Source organism: Candidatus Marimicrobium litorale (assembly GCF_026262645.1).
GTDB lineage: Bacteria > Pseudomonadota > Gammaproteobacteria > Pseudomonadales > Halieaceae > Marimicrobium > Marimicrobium litorale.
The window spans coordinates 1,199,127-1,214,791 of the sequence record NZ_SHNO01000001.1 but is presented as its reverse complement, the minus strand read 5'-3'; the positions used below and the strand labels follow the sequence as shown (position 1 = coordinate 1,214,791).

15 protein-coding genes are annotated in these 15,665 nt (G+C 54.4%); 8 read left to right on the top strand and 7 right to left on the bottom strand.

Annotated elements, in window-relative coordinates; genetic code table 11:
- Window positions 1-92: 92 nt before the first annotated feature.
- Window positions 93-1,592: an ArnT family glycosyltransferase gene (locus EYC82_RS05530; RefSeq protein ID WP_279248550.1), complete on the bottom strand. Its 1,500-nt coding sequence runs from the start codon at window positions 1,590-1,592 to the stop codon at window positions 93-95.
- A gap of 552 nt (window positions 1,593-2,144) precedes the next feature.
- Between EYC82_RS05530 and EYC82_RS05525 the strand changes: the two genes are divergently transcribed.
- Window positions 2,145-2,885: a class I SAM-dependent methyltransferase gene (locus tag EYC82_RS05525; RefSeq protein WP_279248549.1), complete on the top strand. Its 741-nt coding sequence runs from the start codon at window positions 2,145-2,147 to the stop codon at window positions 2,883-2,885.
- Window positions 2,886-3,029: 144 nt separating this feature from the next.
- On the top strand, window positions 3,030-3,407 hold the full coding sequence (locus EYC82_RS05520) for a GtrA family protein (protein WP_279248548.1): 378 nt from the start codon (window positions 3,030-3,032) through the stop codon (window positions 3,405-3,407).
- Window positions 3,408-3,497: 90 nt separating this feature from the next.
- Here EYC82_RS05520 and EYC82_RS05515 read toward each other — a convergent pair whose 3' ends face one another.
- Genes EYC82_RS05515 through EYC82_RS05505 form a run of 3 tightly spaced genes read right to left on the bottom strand, consistent with a single transcriptional unit; the run spans window position 3,498 to window position 5,561 of the window.
- Window positions 3,498-4,274 carry an enoyl-CoA hydratase gene (locus EYC82_RS05515; protein ID WP_279248547.1) on the bottom strand — a complete coding sequence of 259 codons (777 nt, stop codon included), beginning with the start codon at window positions 4,272-4,274 and terminating at the stop codon, window positions 3,498-3,500.
- A 1-nt stretch (window position 4,275) separates the two neighbouring features.
- Entirely contained in the window at window positions 4,276-5,115 is an 840-nt protein-coding gene (locus EYC82_RS05510; RefSeq protein WP_279248546.1) for an SDR family oxidoreductase, read from the bottom strand.
- Complete coding sequence (locus EYC82_RS05505; protein WP_279248545.1) at window positions 5,112-5,561, bottom strand: MarR family winged helix-turn-helix transcriptional regulator; 450 nt, start codon at window positions 5,559-5,561, stop codon at window positions 5,112-5,114. Before EYC82_RS05505 ends, EYC82_RS05510 begins: the two co-directional genes overlap by 4 nt.
- A 65-nt stretch (window positions 5,562-5,626) precedes the next feature.
- Here EYC82_RS05505 and EYC82_RS05500 point away from each other — a divergent pair, with 65 nt between their 5' ends.
- From EYC82_RS05500 to EYC82_RS05485, 4 genes are all read left to right on the top strand, one after another.
- Window positions 5,627-6,652: a TIGR03617 family F420-dependent LLM class oxidoreductase gene (locus EYC82_RS05500; RefSeq protein WP_279248544.1), complete on the top strand. Its 1,026-nt coding sequence runs from the start codon at window positions 5,627-5,629 to the stop codon at window positions 6,650-6,652.
- A 126-nt stretch (window positions 6,653-6,778) separates the two neighbouring features.
- Window positions 6,779-7,225: a 2,4'-dihydroxyacetophenone dioxygenase family protein gene (locus EYC82_RS05495; RefSeq protein ID WP_279248543.1), complete on the top strand. Its 447-nt coding sequence runs from the start codon at window positions 6,779-6,781 to the stop codon at window positions 7,223-7,225.
- A complete protein-coding gene (locus tag EYC82_RS05490; RefSeq protein WP_279248542.1) occupies window positions 7,225-8,427 on the top strand; it encodes a cytochrome P450 in 1,203 nt (400 codons plus the stop codon). The genes EYC82_RS05495 and EYC82_RS05490 overlap by 1 nt, the downstream gene beginning before the upstream one ends.
- A 52-nt stretch (window positions 8,428-8,479) precedes the next feature.
- The gene (locus EYC82_RS05485; RefSeq protein WP_279248541.1) at window positions 8,480-9,247 is read left to right on the top strand and encodes an SDR family NAD(P)-dependent oxidoreductase; all 768 of its coding nucleotides are present in this window, start codon (window positions 8,480-8,482) and stop codon (window positions 9,245-9,247) included.
- 26 nt (window positions 9,248-9,273) lie between these two features.
- Here EYC82_RS05485 and EYC82_RS05480 read toward each other — a convergent pair whose 3' ends face one another.
- Together EYC82_RS05480 and EYC82_RS05475 are read right to left on the bottom strand one after the other, a co-directional pair.
- Window positions 9,274-10,188 carry an SDR family NAD(P)-dependent oxidoreductase gene (locus tag EYC82_RS05480; RefSeq protein ID WP_279248540.1) on the bottom strand — a complete coding sequence of 305 codons (915 nt, stop codon included), beginning with the start codon at window positions 10,186-10,188 and terminating at the stop codon, window positions 9,274-9,276.
- Between the two features lie 45 nt (window positions 10,189-10,233).
- Entirely contained in the window at window positions 10,234-11,412 is a 1,179-nt protein-coding gene (locus EYC82_RS05475; protein WP_279248539.1) for a steroid 3-ketoacyl-CoA thiolase, read from the bottom strand.
- Between the two features lie 267 nt (window positions 11,413-11,679).
- Between EYC82_RS05475 and EYC82_RS05470 the strand changes: the two genes are divergently transcribed.
- Entirely contained in the window at window positions 11,680-12,147 is a 468-nt protein-coding gene (locus tag EYC82_RS05470) for a MaoC family dehydratase (protein WP_279248538.1), read from the top strand.
- A 176-nt stretch (window positions 12,148-12,323) separates the two neighbouring features.
- On the top strand, window positions 12,324-13,811 hold the full coding sequence (locus EYC82_RS05465) for a carotenoid oxygenase family protein (protein ID WP_279248537.1): 1,488 nt from the start codon (window positions 12,324-12,326) through the stop codon (window positions 13,809-13,811).
- 79 nt (window positions 13,812-13,890) lie between these two features.
- On the opposite strand, the gene EYC82_RS05460 is transcribed toward EYC82_RS05465, so the two are convergent.
- Window positions 13,891-15,531 (bottom strand): alpha/beta hydrolase domain-containing protein, encoded by a 1,641-nt coding sequence (locus EYC82_RS05460; RefSeq protein WP_279248536.1) that lies wholly within the window; start codon window positions 15,529-15,531, stop codon window positions 13,891-13,893.
- Between the last annotated feature and the right edge of the window lie 134 nt (window positions 15,532-15,665).

Sequence of the window (15,665 nt, the reverse complement as noted above, 5' to 3'; positions counted from 1 at the left end):
ACTGAAAGTTTTTTTTGCTGCAGTCGTTTCCATGTAGGCGCCATAGCAACAGAGGAATGGATTCATGTCAATCCTGAGAGTCAAAATTGCGGCTAACGCGGCTTTTTAGGGTCAGGCATACCGGAGGAATCGGGTGTTTTGTTCCTTGGCTTGTATATTTTCAGGCTGAATCCGCCGCCGCCACGTCTATCCATTAACTGTAACCCCAACGTGTCGGTCTGCTCGTAGTAGATCTCCAGAGTTTCTTGGAGATCAATACCCGTGGCAACATCAGACGGGGGCAGCTGCATCCAGTTGTCGATCAGCACCAAATCGATCGACTGGTTTTCAAGTTTCGTATTGAGTCGCTCACGGTGGCGCTGCCAAATCTGGGGTACGGTCTCTTCGTGGACTGACTTCACAAAAAATGCCGGCTTGTGCTTGGCCCAGAGAAAATAGGGCGTATGCCCGTTATGGTATATAGGCCCTCCTTGATCCAACGTTTCGCGCAAAACCAGTGTGGAAGCGTAAATGTCATTAGCTGCGGCGATCTCTGATCTGACTTTGTCCCAATTTTTCTCATTGACTGAAAAGTTATTAGGAAGCGCAGAATAGCTGTTGTACATCGCGAGAGAGGCTAGCACCGATATCATCCATCGCCGCTTGATAATCCCTGAAGCGAAACCAAATGTGCCGACCAGTAGGAAAGGAGATATCAGTTGAAATAAATAGGTTAGATAGTTGCCAGGGTTGCGTGCAAGGACGAGTGCGTTGATGCTGATAGAGCAGAGACAACATAGCCAGATAAACCCCACTTTTCTCGAAAACAGGGGCTTGTTCCAATCGAGCCAATTAATAAGCTTGTCACTTGGTAAGTTCGAATCTCGATGTGTTCTGATCGCGGATGCGGTTCGATATTTTGGGTAGGCAGCCAAGACAAGAATGGCGAAGATCGGGTAGTAAATGGTGAAATACGCGCTAAATTGTCGGATAGCTGCATTGTTCGATAATACGTACTTGCTGCTGGATGCGACTGCGAAAAGAGTGTTATCCAGATAGTAAGGAGAGGTGTAATGCACAATCGTAAGTGATACGAGCAATATCAGAAGGGCTAAAAATCCGAAGTAGATTCCCCGTTTCTTGGAGTCTGCCAAAAAAAGAAACAGCGCGACATAGCCCAGACTCATTAAGAAATACTGCTTGGTGTAAAAGGCAAGAATTCCGAGTGCAAGTGACACCGCTAGGCTCCGCGAAGAAAATCGAAAGAACCAGGGGATGCAGGTTGCTGAAAGGAATAAGAAAACACCCATGCTGTTAGGGCTGGCTATTGGTGTCGAATAGTAAAGCAACCCAGCGTAGAGAATGATGGCCGCGGCCAGACTGTCTGTCCGCGTTGCTGACGCTTTCCGACAAAAAAAATAACAGAGAGCGCAGGTGGCAATGATAAAAATGCCCGACACGAGGCGATGTAACCACAGAGTATTTCCCAATGTGGTGGAGATCGGAGCCACCACAATATTGTAGAGAACCGGATACAAACTAATGTGAGCTGGCTGGCTTTCAAGTGCAAAAGGATTCCCGCCATCAGCTATCGTCGACGTGATCTCCAGCATGCTTGCTTCCTGATAATCCAGGGGCAACTCATGGGAGATCATATTGATATGGTTTCGCGCTACCGCAATTGCGAAAAAAACGACACATATCAGATAGAGGCTTTGAGCGATCTTGTCCATTCTGTCCGAGCGGATTGAATTCATCATATTCTCGGGACTGGCATAGAGTGCGCTGTCTCACAATGAACGCTCCGGTGGGGCGTCCCTTTATTCGCATGGAGAGTGCTTTGCTGGTTATCGTTCGTCTCGGCCGGACCTTGGCAGCGGTATGGGTGTGACATGCAGTCTGGACTCAAGAATTGCTTTGCTCCGGAGCGACTCGTGTAAAGGCTAACGGCTTGGTTCCGCATTAATCTCCGGCAAGATGAACAGGTTGAGAGAATTGAGACGTTGCCGGCAATATTTTAATCCCGTTGCTGTTCATGATAGAAAGGGAATAGTATATTTTAGCGTGAAGCTGCGCAATCAAACTCACGCTCGTATTTTACGTTTCGCCGGGGCACGAGTATTGAACGCTTATCGTGTTTTGCCGTGCCCGGATTGAATATTACTATGAAGACTACCTATTCGGATGAGCAGTATGAGCTGGCCTACCCACCCGGGATCGAGCATCACTGGTGGAGCGCAGCTCGTAATGAGCTCATAGCTAAACTTCTTGTTGAAAAATGTGCGGATTGCAATTTTCTCGAGGTAGGGTGTGGCAAGGGTGTGGCTGTGCTGGGTCTGCGTAAAGAGGGGCGAAACGTGCGTGGTGTAGAGCTGGCGAATGTTCAGCCCCTCAGTGGTGTCGAGCAGTGGGTGGACTCGGGTGTCGATGCCTGCGATCTTGCGCTGGAGACCAGGCTGACGTACGACGGACTTCTGCTACTGGACGTAATTGAACACTTACCTGATCCCGAGGCTTTTTTAAATCGTCTCCTCAAGAGTTTCCCCAACGTATCGTTTGTTTTTGTAACAGTGCCTGCGGGTCAGGAGTTGTGGTCCAATTATGATCAGTTTGCGGGACACCACAGGCGATATTCGCTGGATATGCTTGAAAGCCTAGGGGTAACATTGGGTTGGACTCTGGATAGGGCGGAATACTTTTTTCGCTTGTCCTATTTTCCGATGAGGTTGATGACCATGCTGGGCATCGATCGGCAGCTCAAGATGGTGGCCCCCGGAACAGCTCTACGACCACTGCACCGACTGGTTTGTGCCATTTCGCGACTGGAGCAAACTCTCTTGCCGCGGTATGTCAGGGGCAGTAGTGCCTATGCGTTATACAAGGTAAGGGCAGAGGTTGAGACATAAGCTTCCACGGATTGGTTGCGCGTGCTGTCTAGCCTGGGCTGGCCTGGCACAACTCCTGATAATGAGAGCGCTAGATTTCCCTCGTAGTCGTGAATATACAACGTACCCTCATGCCACCTAATTGGCGATTTTCGGAATGTTAAAATGTTGATTGCCCCTAGAATGATCCGTTTTTTGCTCGTCGGGGGCAGCACTGCTGCGGCGCAGCTTAGCCTGACCTGGCTGTTCGTTGACGTGATTCTCATGCATGTCCTGGTAGGCAGTACTGTGGCTGCGGCACTCGCTGCCGCTTACAATTACACCCTGCATTATCACTGGACTTTTTCTGCAGAGGCGCCACATGGTTGGACTCTGTTCAAGTATCTGCTGGTGTGCCTCGGCGCTTTACTTGTTAATGGTGTGGTGATGTACATAGGTGTAACGGTATATGGCGCTTATTATCTTGCGGTGCAGATAGTGGCAGGCGTTTCGGTTGTAATTTGGAGTTTCTGTCTCAGCTCGTTCTGGGTGTTTGCAGAGTAAGGCTGACACAGCTACTGCGATAGTTCCTTTAGCTGATTTCAGATCGATTTCGAAGTTGCGGTAACATGTTTTCGTCAGTTGCCTGGGTGGCTAGGGTGTTTCTTTCTCGTTGCGGCCTTTCTGCAATACGCTCCGGCGTCTCTGTTCGATGGCGTCTGCTGTGGCGTGCGATGCCCAGTCGATGGCGCTTTCGTGTTCCCATGCCAACGCCTTATCGAGTGGCATGGAGTAGCCCTCGCTAATGAGTTCCTGATAGCGCCTGAGCACCTCCGGGACGCAGGCGCATATGTCAGACGCTATTCGCTTGGCGGTGGGCAGCAGCTCCACCTGGGGCACTACGTGGTTGACCAAACCCCACTCATAAGCCTGTTGTGCAAAGATAGGGGCCCCGGTAAACGCCATTTCCCGCGCGCGGGATAACCCGATTAGTCGCGGCAGCTTCTGGCTCAGGCCCCAGCCCGGAAGCATGCCGACGCGGGCGTGGGTATCGGCAAAGCGCGCGGCCTCTGAGGCTATAAGGATGTCGCAGGCCAACGCCATCTCGAATCCCCCGGTGATACAGTGGCCGTTGATGGCGCCTATGATGGGCCCCTGAAAGGCGTCCATGGCATCTGCCACGATGTTGTCCGCCTCTTCTGAGGCATTTTTGGCATCAGCGGAGCCTAGTTCCTTTAGATCAAAGCCGGCGCAAAATGCCCTGCCGTTTCCTGTGAGGATGACCACCCGAATAGCCGCGTCCGCCTCGCACTCCTTGAACACCTCGACGAAGTCGTGGCGCAACTCGCGTGACAGCGCGTTCATTGCCTCTGGGCGATTTAATGCCACGACAGCAAAGCCGGCGTGTTTTTCCAGCGTCACGGTATCCACGTCAGGACTCCAGCAGGGATGGGGTTTGCAACAGGTTGAGTTGTTTAGCAATCGCAGGCGCAGCGAGAATATCGTCCGGTGTCCAGTCGGCCAAGGGTTCGTTCTCCGCCAGCCATGCGACCACGGCAGCAATCGCTGCGGGGGAGCAGGGTTTGAACAGAGCCTCTATTGGTTTATCTATCTCCAGCATCCGCATTACCTCGGTGATGACGGTGCCGGGCTCAAGGTTGAAAATACGTAGGCCTGAGTTCGGGTGCTCGGCGCGCAGGGACCCCGCCATGCGAGATACGGCGGCTTTGGAGGACGGGTAGGCAAACCCCCAGCCGCCCTTGTCACCGGCGGCGGGCGGGTTGCGAAAGGCGCTGCCGGACGCCATGTTTATAACAGTGCCAGAGCCCCGCGCTAGCATCCCGGGCAGCACTGCTTGCACCAGTGCCAGCGGTGTGAAGACATTGCCCTGATAAATTGCTCGCACCTGCTCTGAATTGACGTCCATCAGGCGTTCTAAATTGCCCGAACCTTGGTAAACGGCATTATTGAAAAGCAGGTCGATGTGGCCGAAGTGATCCAGCGTGGCTGTCGCTGCTGATAATACAGACGCTTCATCGAGAATATCTGCGGGCAGACAGAGCGCTTCGCTGCCTTCCCGTTCGATCGCGGCAGCCGTTGCCTCGAGGCTGCCGGGTAACACCGTGGTGCGCCCGGCGTGGTCGTGCGCTTCTCCCTCGGCCAGCGTTCGCGCAGTGATAGCCACACGGTATCCTGCCCGTGCCAGTGCAACGGCGGATTCGGCGCCAATGCCCCGACTGGCCCCCGTGATAAAAGCAACTTTATGACTCATGATTTCTTCTCTCCTTCTGTCGCCAGAACACTGAGTTGATGCACTAACCGTTCAAGATTTTCTTCCCCGACAACATCCACATACTGTTGCCAGACCGTTTCTGTTGACCGCGAGAGTTCGTCGATCAGACGCCTCCCGCCGTGACTGAAATCGATCAGCTTGGCGCGGGAGTCGGCGGGATCTGTGCGCCGTTCCAGCAAGTTGAGGGACTCCAGTTCATGAATAATCTTCATCATGGATTGGGGTCTGACACCCGCGGAGCGTGCGAGATCGACAGCTCGGCTGGGGCCATGGCGGCCGAGGTGCAGGAAAATGGCGCGGTGACGGGCGCTGATGCCCATGACGTCGCGCCGTTGCAGATCATGGTCCAGACGGGACTGGAAGTCGCGACCTGCCAGCATCAGGGCCTGGCCAAGAAGCTGCCTGGGTTCCGGGGTGTCGGGCATGGTAGTTGAATTATAGAAAGCTAAACTTATAATAAGTTTAGCTTTTTATCTTGGGGGGTCAAGCGATGTTCGAGGTTTTTGCGTCGACGCCGGAGGGCATGGGGCCTGCGGATATCGGTGCCCATGCGGCGCGAGCCGAAGCAATGGGGTTTTATGGTCTGCAGGTGCCGGACGCGGTGCACGATGGCCTGTTGCTGTCGGCGTTGGCGCTGAACGCGACAACCAAGCTGGTCGTGCAAACCTCGGTTTTGGTGGCGTTTCCCCGGAGTCCGATGACCACTGCCGTCGCAGCTTGGGATTTACAGTCTATGTCGCGGGGGCGTTTTGAGCTGGGCATCGGCACACAAGTAAAAGGCAATATCGAAAAGCGCTACAGCGCGCGCTGGGATTCTCCTGTGCCGCAACTGCGGGAATACGTGCAATCAATGCGCGCAATATTTCACAGTTTTCAGACCGGTGAAGCGCTGTGCTTCGAGGGCGATCACTACCAGTTGACCCGGCTACAACCGTTTTTTAACCCCGGCCCTATAGACGATCCAAACGTTCCCATTTTATGCGGTGCCGTTGGCCCAGACATGACCCGCATGGTTGGGCGGGTGGCTGATGGAATGATTACTCATCCCACCAATACGCCACCCCGGTACATTCGTGAGGTGTGTTTACCGCGGTTGCAGGATGGATTTGATAAGGTCGGACGAGATTCGTCTGACTTTACGCTTGTACTTGGGCCCCTGACAGCCACGGGTAGTGACGAGGACGCGGTAGCACGGGCGTGGGAAAAACAGAGGCAACTGCTGGGGTTTCTCTACTCGACACCTGCGTACTGGCCGAGCCTTGAATTGTTTGGCTGGCAGGACCGGGGTCAGGCCTTGCTTGATATGACGCGCGCGGGCCAATGGGAAAAAATGGCGGGGATTATTGATGATGAGATGCTTGATCAATTCGTTCCCCGCGGCACCTACGACACGATCGCCAGTGTATTTCGCGAACGCTTCGCGGGTCTCGCTCGCAGGACAACATTCCCGCTGCCGGATCACCCAGCGGAGGACGCTCGAGTGGCTGATGTTATTTTGGACTTGCAGAGTCGCTAACAGCATGGCCGTCCGGAACAATTAATTGTTCCGGGCAGGGAAAATTGGCCTGTCGGGTCCGGTCTTTGCTGGTTCTTGAGCCGACGAACGTTACACTATCGCTCGACGATGAATGAGGAGTGAGCAATGAACCAACCGGAAGCAGTGCATATAGGCAGTGATGATCTGCCGTGGGTAGACATTGGCGATGGTAGCCAGTTGCGTGTGTTACAGGTCAAGCCCAAGGAGGGCCTGTGGATTGTGGAGAATATCTTTCAGGCGGGTTATGAGGTAGAGACTCACAAACACACCGGTCCAGTCTGGGGCTATACCCGCTCCGGCGCATGGAAGTACAAGGAGTACGATTACGTCAACACCACGGGTTCGTTTCTTTACGAGCCGGCCGGCTCGGTGCATACATTGCAATGTATCGAAGACAACACTCAGGTCTGGTTCCAGATGCACGGTTCCAATATTAACCTCGATGGCGATGGCAATATCACCTCGGTAGCAGATGGGATGATTACGCTGGAGTTCTATTTTGCTATGTGTGCGGAGATGGGAAAGCCAAATCCGCCGGTGTTAGTCGATTAATGATGAATATCGACGTTTATAATCCAGATAACTACACGCGGGGTATCCCCCACCAGCAGTTCGCCTGGCTGCGCGACAATGCGCCGGTGCATTGGCATGAGCATCCCGGGGGACATGGCTACTGGGTGCTGAGTAAGCATGCGGATGTGCTGGCAGTATCCAGGGACTTCAGAACCTTTTCTGCGGAGCAGGGCTTTGTGCTGGTAGACGATTTGCCCGCAGACATTCTCGACATGGCCCGCAACCAGCTATTGGGTATGGACCCGCCTAAACACGGCCCCCTTCGGCGCGCGGTAATTACCCGCTTTACCTCTCGCATGCTGGCGGAGCTGGAGCCACGCGTGCGTGCAATCACGCGTGAGGTCATGGCTCAGATTACATCGCCACAGGAGGTCAATTTTGTTGAGAGCCTGGCAGGTGACCTGCCCACTGCGGTGATTTGTTCCATGCTGGAAATACCACGAGATATGTGGGGGCAGATCAGGCGTTGGTCTGATATGCAGACGTCTGCGTCCGATCCGGATCTGGGCGGCACAGAGGAAGAGGTGAATCAGGCCAGCGTTGAAATGGGAACCTACGGCTTCCAATTGGCAACGGAGCGAAAAAATCAGGGAGGAGATGACCTGATTTCGCTGCTGATCAATCAGGAGGTAGAAGGCCATCAGGTGTCAGAAATGGAGTTCGCGTCGCTGTTTGTGCAGCTGACGGTTGCGGGAAATGAAACGACACGGGGTTTGATAAGCAGTGGCTTGTACGAGTTGCTGAAGCGGCCTGACTTGTATCGTCAGCTACGCGAAAACCCTGATCAGTTGCCGTTAGCGGTAGAAGAAATGCTGCGCTGGACCTGCCCGTTGCATTACTTTCGCCGCACAGCGACGTGCGACACCGAAATACGTGGTCAAAAAGTAAAGGCAGGTGATCGAGTGGTCATGTTGTATAGCTCCGCGAATTTTGATGAGGAGGTGTTTGATAACCCGCTCGAGTTTGATATCACCCGGGAGCATAATCCCCACCTCGCGTTCGGTCACGGGATACACCTGTGTCTCGGCGCCAATCTCGCCCGCTTGGAAGCGAAAATCTTTTTTGAAGAGTTCTTTCGTCATTTCGACAAGGTGGAATCCAATGCCGAGCCGGTATTCATACGCTCCAATATGATTCATGGGTTCAAGGATATGCCGCTGACCTTGACACCTGCCGCATGATGCCGGGGTAAGCAGCGGACTCGCGGCGGCATGAGGGGTTTTGAGACGCGTGATGAAGGGTAAGGTTGCATTGGTGATGGGAGGGGGCGCCGGAACCGGTCGCGCCACTGCGGACGCTTTTGCCGCGGAGGGCGCCAGCGTGGTCGTAGCAGATATCAATGGCGATGCAGCTCAACAGACCCTTGCGCGAGTGGAGGCCTCTGGCGGCGAGGGTCTGGCCGTGCAGGCGGATATGTCACAGACAGATGATGTGCAGCGCGTGATAGAGACCATTCGCCAGCATTTTGGCGCGTTGCATATGGTGTCCAATAATGCCTCGCTCGGTGTACCCAATAAGCCCGTTACCGCCCTCGACGAAAGTGAGTGGGATCGCTGCATGGGCGTTTCTCTCAGGGGCGTATGGTTGTGTATGAAATATCAGCTGCCGCTGATTGAGGCCTCGGGCGGGGGGGCGATCGTTAACATTGCCTCAATATCCGGAATGCGCGGGGAAGCGCACCAATCAGCGTATGCGGCGGCCAAGGGAGGGGTCATTAATCTCAGCAAAACCGTAGCGGTGGAGTATGCCAAGCGCGGTATTCGAGTGAACACCGTGTGCCCTGGAGGGATAAATTCAGGCGGCATGGCATTCTATCTGGAAAAAATGCCCGAATTGCGGGAGAAGACGCTCAGTGCTCATCCTATGGGGCGTCTCGCAGAACCACATGAAGTAGCAGACGCTGTGGTTTACCTGTGTTCTGAGCGCGCTTCATTTATAACCGGGCATGACCTGGTGGTCGACGGCGGGATACTTGTTCGCTCAAATATTATTGATATTTGAGCAAACGCGTCGCCTCTAAACCGGATTTAGTACGGGGGAACTGAGTAACCACCCCAGACCGTGACATAGTTCTCGTCGTAGTGCGCTGCCAGTGCTGAATGAAGGTCATCGACCTCCCATTTGCAGGCGCCTTTGGGGTTGGCGATGGCATCCAGTGATTTAGGTCGTTCCAGAATAGAGACCTCATTGCCCCAAACCACCATGACTTCGCCGGAGATGCGTCCCGCCTCTGGTGAAGCGAGGTAGCCGACCAGGGGGGCGACATTCGCCGGATCAAACAGATGGAAGCTGCCGTCTTCCGGGGGTGCAAACATCTCTGCTGTTTGCCCGCCAGATGTCATGTCGGTCAGTGCCCGGGGCATGATGACATTACAGGTGATGCCATATTTGTCGAGCAGCTGTGCTGCACCCATTGTCATGGCAATGATGCCTGCCTTGGCTGCAGCATAATTAGGCTGGCCGGCAGAGCCGTAGATGGCCGCTTCGGAGGACGTGCTGACCAGGCGGCCGTAGACATCCTCGCCCGATTTGGCTTTATTTCTCCAATAGGCGGTGGCATTGCGCATGTTTACGAAGTGACCGCGCAGATGGACACGGACCACAGAATCGAATTCGTCATCACTCATACCGAAGACCGTTTTGTCTCGACAAAAGCCGGCATTGTTGACCAATATGTTGAGATCCCCATAGGTATCCAAAGCGGTCTTCATGAGGTTTTCGGCATCATTGCTATCGGCACAGTCACCGAATACCGCGATGGCTTCACCGCCAAAAGCAACGATCTCGTCTACGGTGGCGTGGGCTGCCTCCTCCGCATCTGGACGATTGATGTCGTTAATTACAATCCGTGCACCCTGCTGCGCGAGCTGCAGCGCCTCCTCGCGGCCAAGTCCGCGTCCTGCACCCGTGATGATGGCAACTTTGCCTGTCAGGTCTCCCATGAAAATCTCCTTGCTGTAGTAGGGGTCGCCCGCGGCGATCCCGGATCATCCAATACGTTCGATAATTGTTCCGGTGCCCACGGAGGAACCGCAGCACATGGTAATCAGCGCGGTTGATTTGTCCGAGCGCTCCAGTTCATGCAGTGCCGTCGTGATCAGTCGGGCGCCGGTAGAACCGACCGGGTGGCCCAGCGCAATAGCACCTCCGTTGACATTGACCTTGTCCATGTCGGCGTCGTAGACCTGCGCCCAGGACAGAACGACCGCGGCAAACGCCTCATTGATTTCAACCAGATCGATATCGTTGAGGTTCATGCCTGTCTTCTTGAACAGGGCGGCGGTGGCGTCCACTGGTCCATCCAGCAGGAAATAGGGGTCGGTGCCCACAACGCAGTCGGCGAGAATGCGGGCGCGTGGTTTTAGCCCGCGAGCTTTGGCTTCGTCAGCCGTCATCCACAGCACCGCAGCGGAGCCGTCGGAAATCTGTGAGGAGTTGCCGGGCGTGTGGATTTGGTCCTCCATAACGGGATTCAATCCCGCCAGGCCCTCTATGGTCGTGTCGCGCAGTCCCTGATCGCGGTTGACCGTGCGTGTCTCTCCGGTGGGCGTCCCATCTTCTCCGAGAATCGGCGCTTCAATACTGAACACCTCCCGGTCAAAGCGGCCCTCTTCCCAGGCTCGCTTGGCACGGGCCTGGGAGTTAAAGGCGAGTTCGTCCGCCATCGCACGGGTAATACCCCTGTTATCGGCAATACGCTGGGCACTAGAAAATTGATCGGGGGTAGAGTCCCAGGGCCAGTTTTCGGGCACAAAGTATCCCGGCCCGTTATAGACGTTTGCGCCGAGGCCGACGCGGCTCATCGCCTCGACGCCGCCGGCTATTCCGATATTGACTGAGCCGGAGCCCACCATGGCGGCAATGACATGGTTGGCGGTTTGCGCAGAGCCACATTGGTTGTCCAGTGTGGTGCCTCCGGTAGTGTAATCCTCGCCCATAGTAAGCCAGGCATTGCGGGCGATGTTGCCGGCCTGTTCGCCGGCCTGGGTAACACAGCCGGCCGCAAGATAGTCGACCTCGGAATAATCCAGCCCGGCGCGCTTGACCAATTCACGGTAGGAGAGGGCGAGCAACTCGGTGGCGTGAAAGTCGCACAGGTCACCGACTCCCGGTTTTCCCCTGGCTATCGGTGTTCTCACTGCTTCTACGATAACGGCTTCGCGCATGGGTCTTTCCTCGTCTTGTGGTGCAGTCGCGCGCTGCGTCTGCCACGGAGTGTGTAGGGGGCGCACAGTGTACTAGACGGGAGGCGCCGTTCGATAGATGTGAAGCTTATTACGGACTCCTATTTTGCCGTTTTTGGCGCGTTCCCGGCACCGTTGCACCGGTTGGAATTCGTGAATGGTATAGCTGTTTAGGCTGTCGCCTCATTGGTTGGGCGTGGGTGCCCTTGTACCATGTGCGGCCCCATATGACGCGAGCAGGGTGAATGCATGAAAAAGTATCAATACGATGATGTCGAGGCGTTGCAAGAGCTGGTGTCCGACGATTTTGGCGCCTGGAGCGAACCACTGGAGGTCTCGCAGGATCTGGTAAATCAGTTTGCCGAACTTACGGGGGATCACAACTGGATTCATGTTGACGTGGAAAAATCTAGGACTGATAGCCCCTTTGGCACTACGATCGCCCATGGTTTTCTGACACTGGTATTGATGCCGAAAATGCGTGGAAAAGCCGCCTACGAGCTTACTGGCTTCAACAGTGTGTTGAATTACGGGTCGGACAAGCTGCGGTTCACCGGTCCGGTGCCGGTTGGCAGTTCGGTGCACAGCCGTAATCGCGTCAGGGAGGTGAGTGCATCACCAAAGGGAACCAAAATGGTTCTGGAGCAGCATATCCATGTTGTCGGCCAGGATGAACGTCCTGTCCTCATTTACGAGCTCATTATTATCTACGTGTAGTCCTGTCATAAGACAGGGCAGGGCCCTTCCATCTGTTCGCCGGCGAAACGAAATAGTCTGGCCACGGCGGTGTCTGTCTGGCCTGACGCGATAGAGCGAACATTGAAGTGGCTCCGGCAAAGGAGTAACGTCGAGAAGGAGACGCGGGACCTGCGGCTCAGGGAGGAGGATCACCTATGAATATTGCGCTCCAGAAGGGCATACCCAGTAAACCCCGCGTCCACCCGGGTTGTGAGCTGCAGGGCTGGGAGACGTTGTACGATGAGACGTCTCTGTGGATCGATGCCGCTGCGGTCAAGGGTGAGGTGCCCACTGATATCGAGGGCACGCTGTTCCTCAGTTGCGTGGGCCGTAACAAAATCGGCGATCAGCAGTACGGTCACTTCTTTGACGGCGATGGCATGATTAACGCGGTCACCATCACAAACGGCCGCGTACACTACAAGAACCGGTATGTACGAACCCCCAAATATGTCAACGAGACTGCCGCTCAGCGCATTTTATACCGCGGTGTTGGAACGCAAATTCCAGGTGGTATGTTAAAGAATATGTTCCGTGCTCCCGGTAATGCAGCAAACACCAGCGTCATTCTCCACGGAGGCAAGCTGCTGGCTTTGTGGGAAGGGGGTAAGCCATGGGAGCTAAACCCTACAACGTTGGAGACCATTGGCGAGTACAACTATGAGGGTGGTCTGGCATCCAGTCAGCCCTTCTCAGCACACCCTCGCCTTGATCCACGCACGGGCTCACTTTACAACTTCGGCGTGTTTGGGGTGCCCAAGCCAAAGCTGCATTTTTATCGAATCGATTCCAGCGGTGAGGTGCGTGCAAATCGCTCACAGTATGTGGGCGATTATTCGATGTGCCACGATTTCGCTATTAGCGAAAACTACGCTGTATTTGTCCTTTGTCCTGCTTTCATGCGGAGGCCGTTCCGGTTCCTCTTCGGTTTGAGCAGTATTCTGGAATCGATTGATTTTGACGACGCTGAAAAAACTAAAATAGTCGTCATGAACCTCGAAAACGGTGACATAGTCAAAGAGTATGAATTCGATGCGTTTTTTGGATTTCATCTGGGTAATGCGCATGTGGAGGGAGACGAACTATTTGTCGACGCGCTGTGTGTTGACCAAATGGACGTGATGGACGGTCTGTCAGATGTGTTTGCCGAGCGTGGCGTCGATTTTCGTTTCCAGGAGAATGGTGCGGTTCTGAACCGTTTTACCCTGAACCTCAACTCGGGCTGTGCCAGCAGAAGTCCAGTCAACGGCGCACTGGCGGGTGAGTTTCCTGTTTGGCATCCCGATAAAACCGGACTTGAAAACCGTTATACCTGGTTGGGAACCATCGTCGAAAACGGCACACCCTACTGGTTTAACGCAATGCAGAAGCTTGATCATCACACTGGTGAGATGACGCTGCACGATTACGGAGAGGGACGCTTCACTTCTGAAGCCAATTTTATTCGGCGCGCTGGCAGTAATGCAGAGGATGACGGTTATCTCCTTTCAATTGTTTACAACCATGCGCGAAGAAAAAGCGAGATTGTGATTGTCGATGCACAAGATATGCAGACAGAGGTTGCCGTTATTCCACTGGAGCACCATGTGCCTTTCGGCTTTCACGGAGGCTTCTATAACGAGGTTTTTGAACATGCGCCCTAGTTTTCAGGGTTTTTAGGGTCCCGCATCAATTCCGCCTTGCTCGTAGGCACTGTACCAACGATAGATGTTGCGATATAACTCAGGGAGCATTTTCGAAAATGTTCGAATTTGCCGCGTTTGCCTTGATCAGTGCGGCATCTTCAGGCAGCAAGAAACCTTTGCTCACGGCTTCGTCGGTCGCTGTATTCAGGGCTTCGATATATGCTTCATTACTCTGATACAGGGTACTGAGAGTGTTTGCGTTAAACAAAGATGTGGTACCGGACAGGAAGCAGAAGTTCACGTTGTCTAGATTGATGTCGCAGTTGCCTTCTACCTCAGAGAAGTCGCTCTGCGGCTGGCCTTCGCCTTCCAGTATCGCGATTGGTGAGTCCACGTAGGGTGTCCGGACGCCGCCCTGGGTATTACCGAATTCATCCTTGACGAAAGCGGCTGGATTGCCCGCTACCTCCAGCCTGTCGGCTCGCGGTGCCGGAATTTCATCCACAATCCAGTTGTGCAGGGCGCGGAAAGCCGCATTGACCACCAGGCGCTGTGGACCGGAGTTGACCGGAAACGGGGTGCAGTCGATTACCGTAAATGGAGGGAAGTTTACGGGGATTTGCTCTTCGCTTACTGCAGTGAACGAGGGGTCAGTGCCATCGTCCTGGCGGCCTTGTAAAAACGTGTAGAGGTCTGCATGTGCGGTGCCAGCGACCTCCCAAAGTCTGAAGTTATCACTGTCGTCCTGGTTATCCGGATAGGATCCAAGGATGAAAAGATCGGTTTCTGTTTGCAGCATGATTGTCGGTACGCCGAGGTCGTCCCTGACGTTGACAATGTCCGGCGTGGGAATTGCGACGTCACAAATACCAATACCTTCCTGTTGCAGACCCGCGCTGCCCGCTGTACGACTATGCACAAGATAGCCGTCAAACATGGCGTGTACGGGAGCGAAGGCGTTGACATAGGTCAACATACGGCCAGCAGATTGTGATTCACCTGCCGCTATGATGTGGCTTACCTCAAGCTTCCCCAGTAGAGATGTCGCACCGGGCGTTCTCAGTGCCTGCGCGACCTGCGAGAAAATATCATAGGAATAAAAATCCCCGGGGTGATCGAGTGCGAGGCTGGCATAACGGTCTGGACCAACGCACGTGGGGTTGATTGCGCAAGCCGTGCCGTCTATCAGCGCATCGACACCAACTTTTTGCGCCGACACACCGACCCAGGCGAATCCGCTGCGGATGATTTCAGTGTGGGCCTGCAGCCAGTCAGGAGGTGAGTCGAAGCCTGCTGAGACATTCAGCCATTCCATAATGACCGTGCCGTTGAATGCAGCAGCGTCCGTCGGCCTTATGACGACGACACGGGTTTTGTAATCACTTGTCTCACTTGCCGCTATTTCCCATTTGCCGTCGGTTTGCAATTCGTTCACGTTGACATAGGCGCTTGCTTTCCCCGAAACGAGGTACTCGGTCTCTGTGGTGTACCCCAGACCGGGGAGGTCGATAAATGTGCCGACCAAGACAGGGGCTCCGTCGATTGGCCCCTCTACGCGTGCTGCAGTAACAGGCAAAACGCTGCCATTGCTCGCCCCGGGAACGCCGAGAGAGGATGTATTCAATGCTGACGAACTAGTGTTACTGCTGTCGCTGCAGGCGTTGAGAAACAGGGTCATAAAGACCATCATGGCTGGTAGTATGCGGCCTGAATTAACGCGCGGATTGCTCTTTTTCACACTGCAGATTCCTTTGATATCGTGCCCAAGCACTGGTTGAGTCCACGTTTTATTGTGTGCTGGCAGGGTAAACTCATGCGGGCAAGTTAACAGATCACTCGCAGTCTCGAAGCATAATGCGCGCCATTCTACCG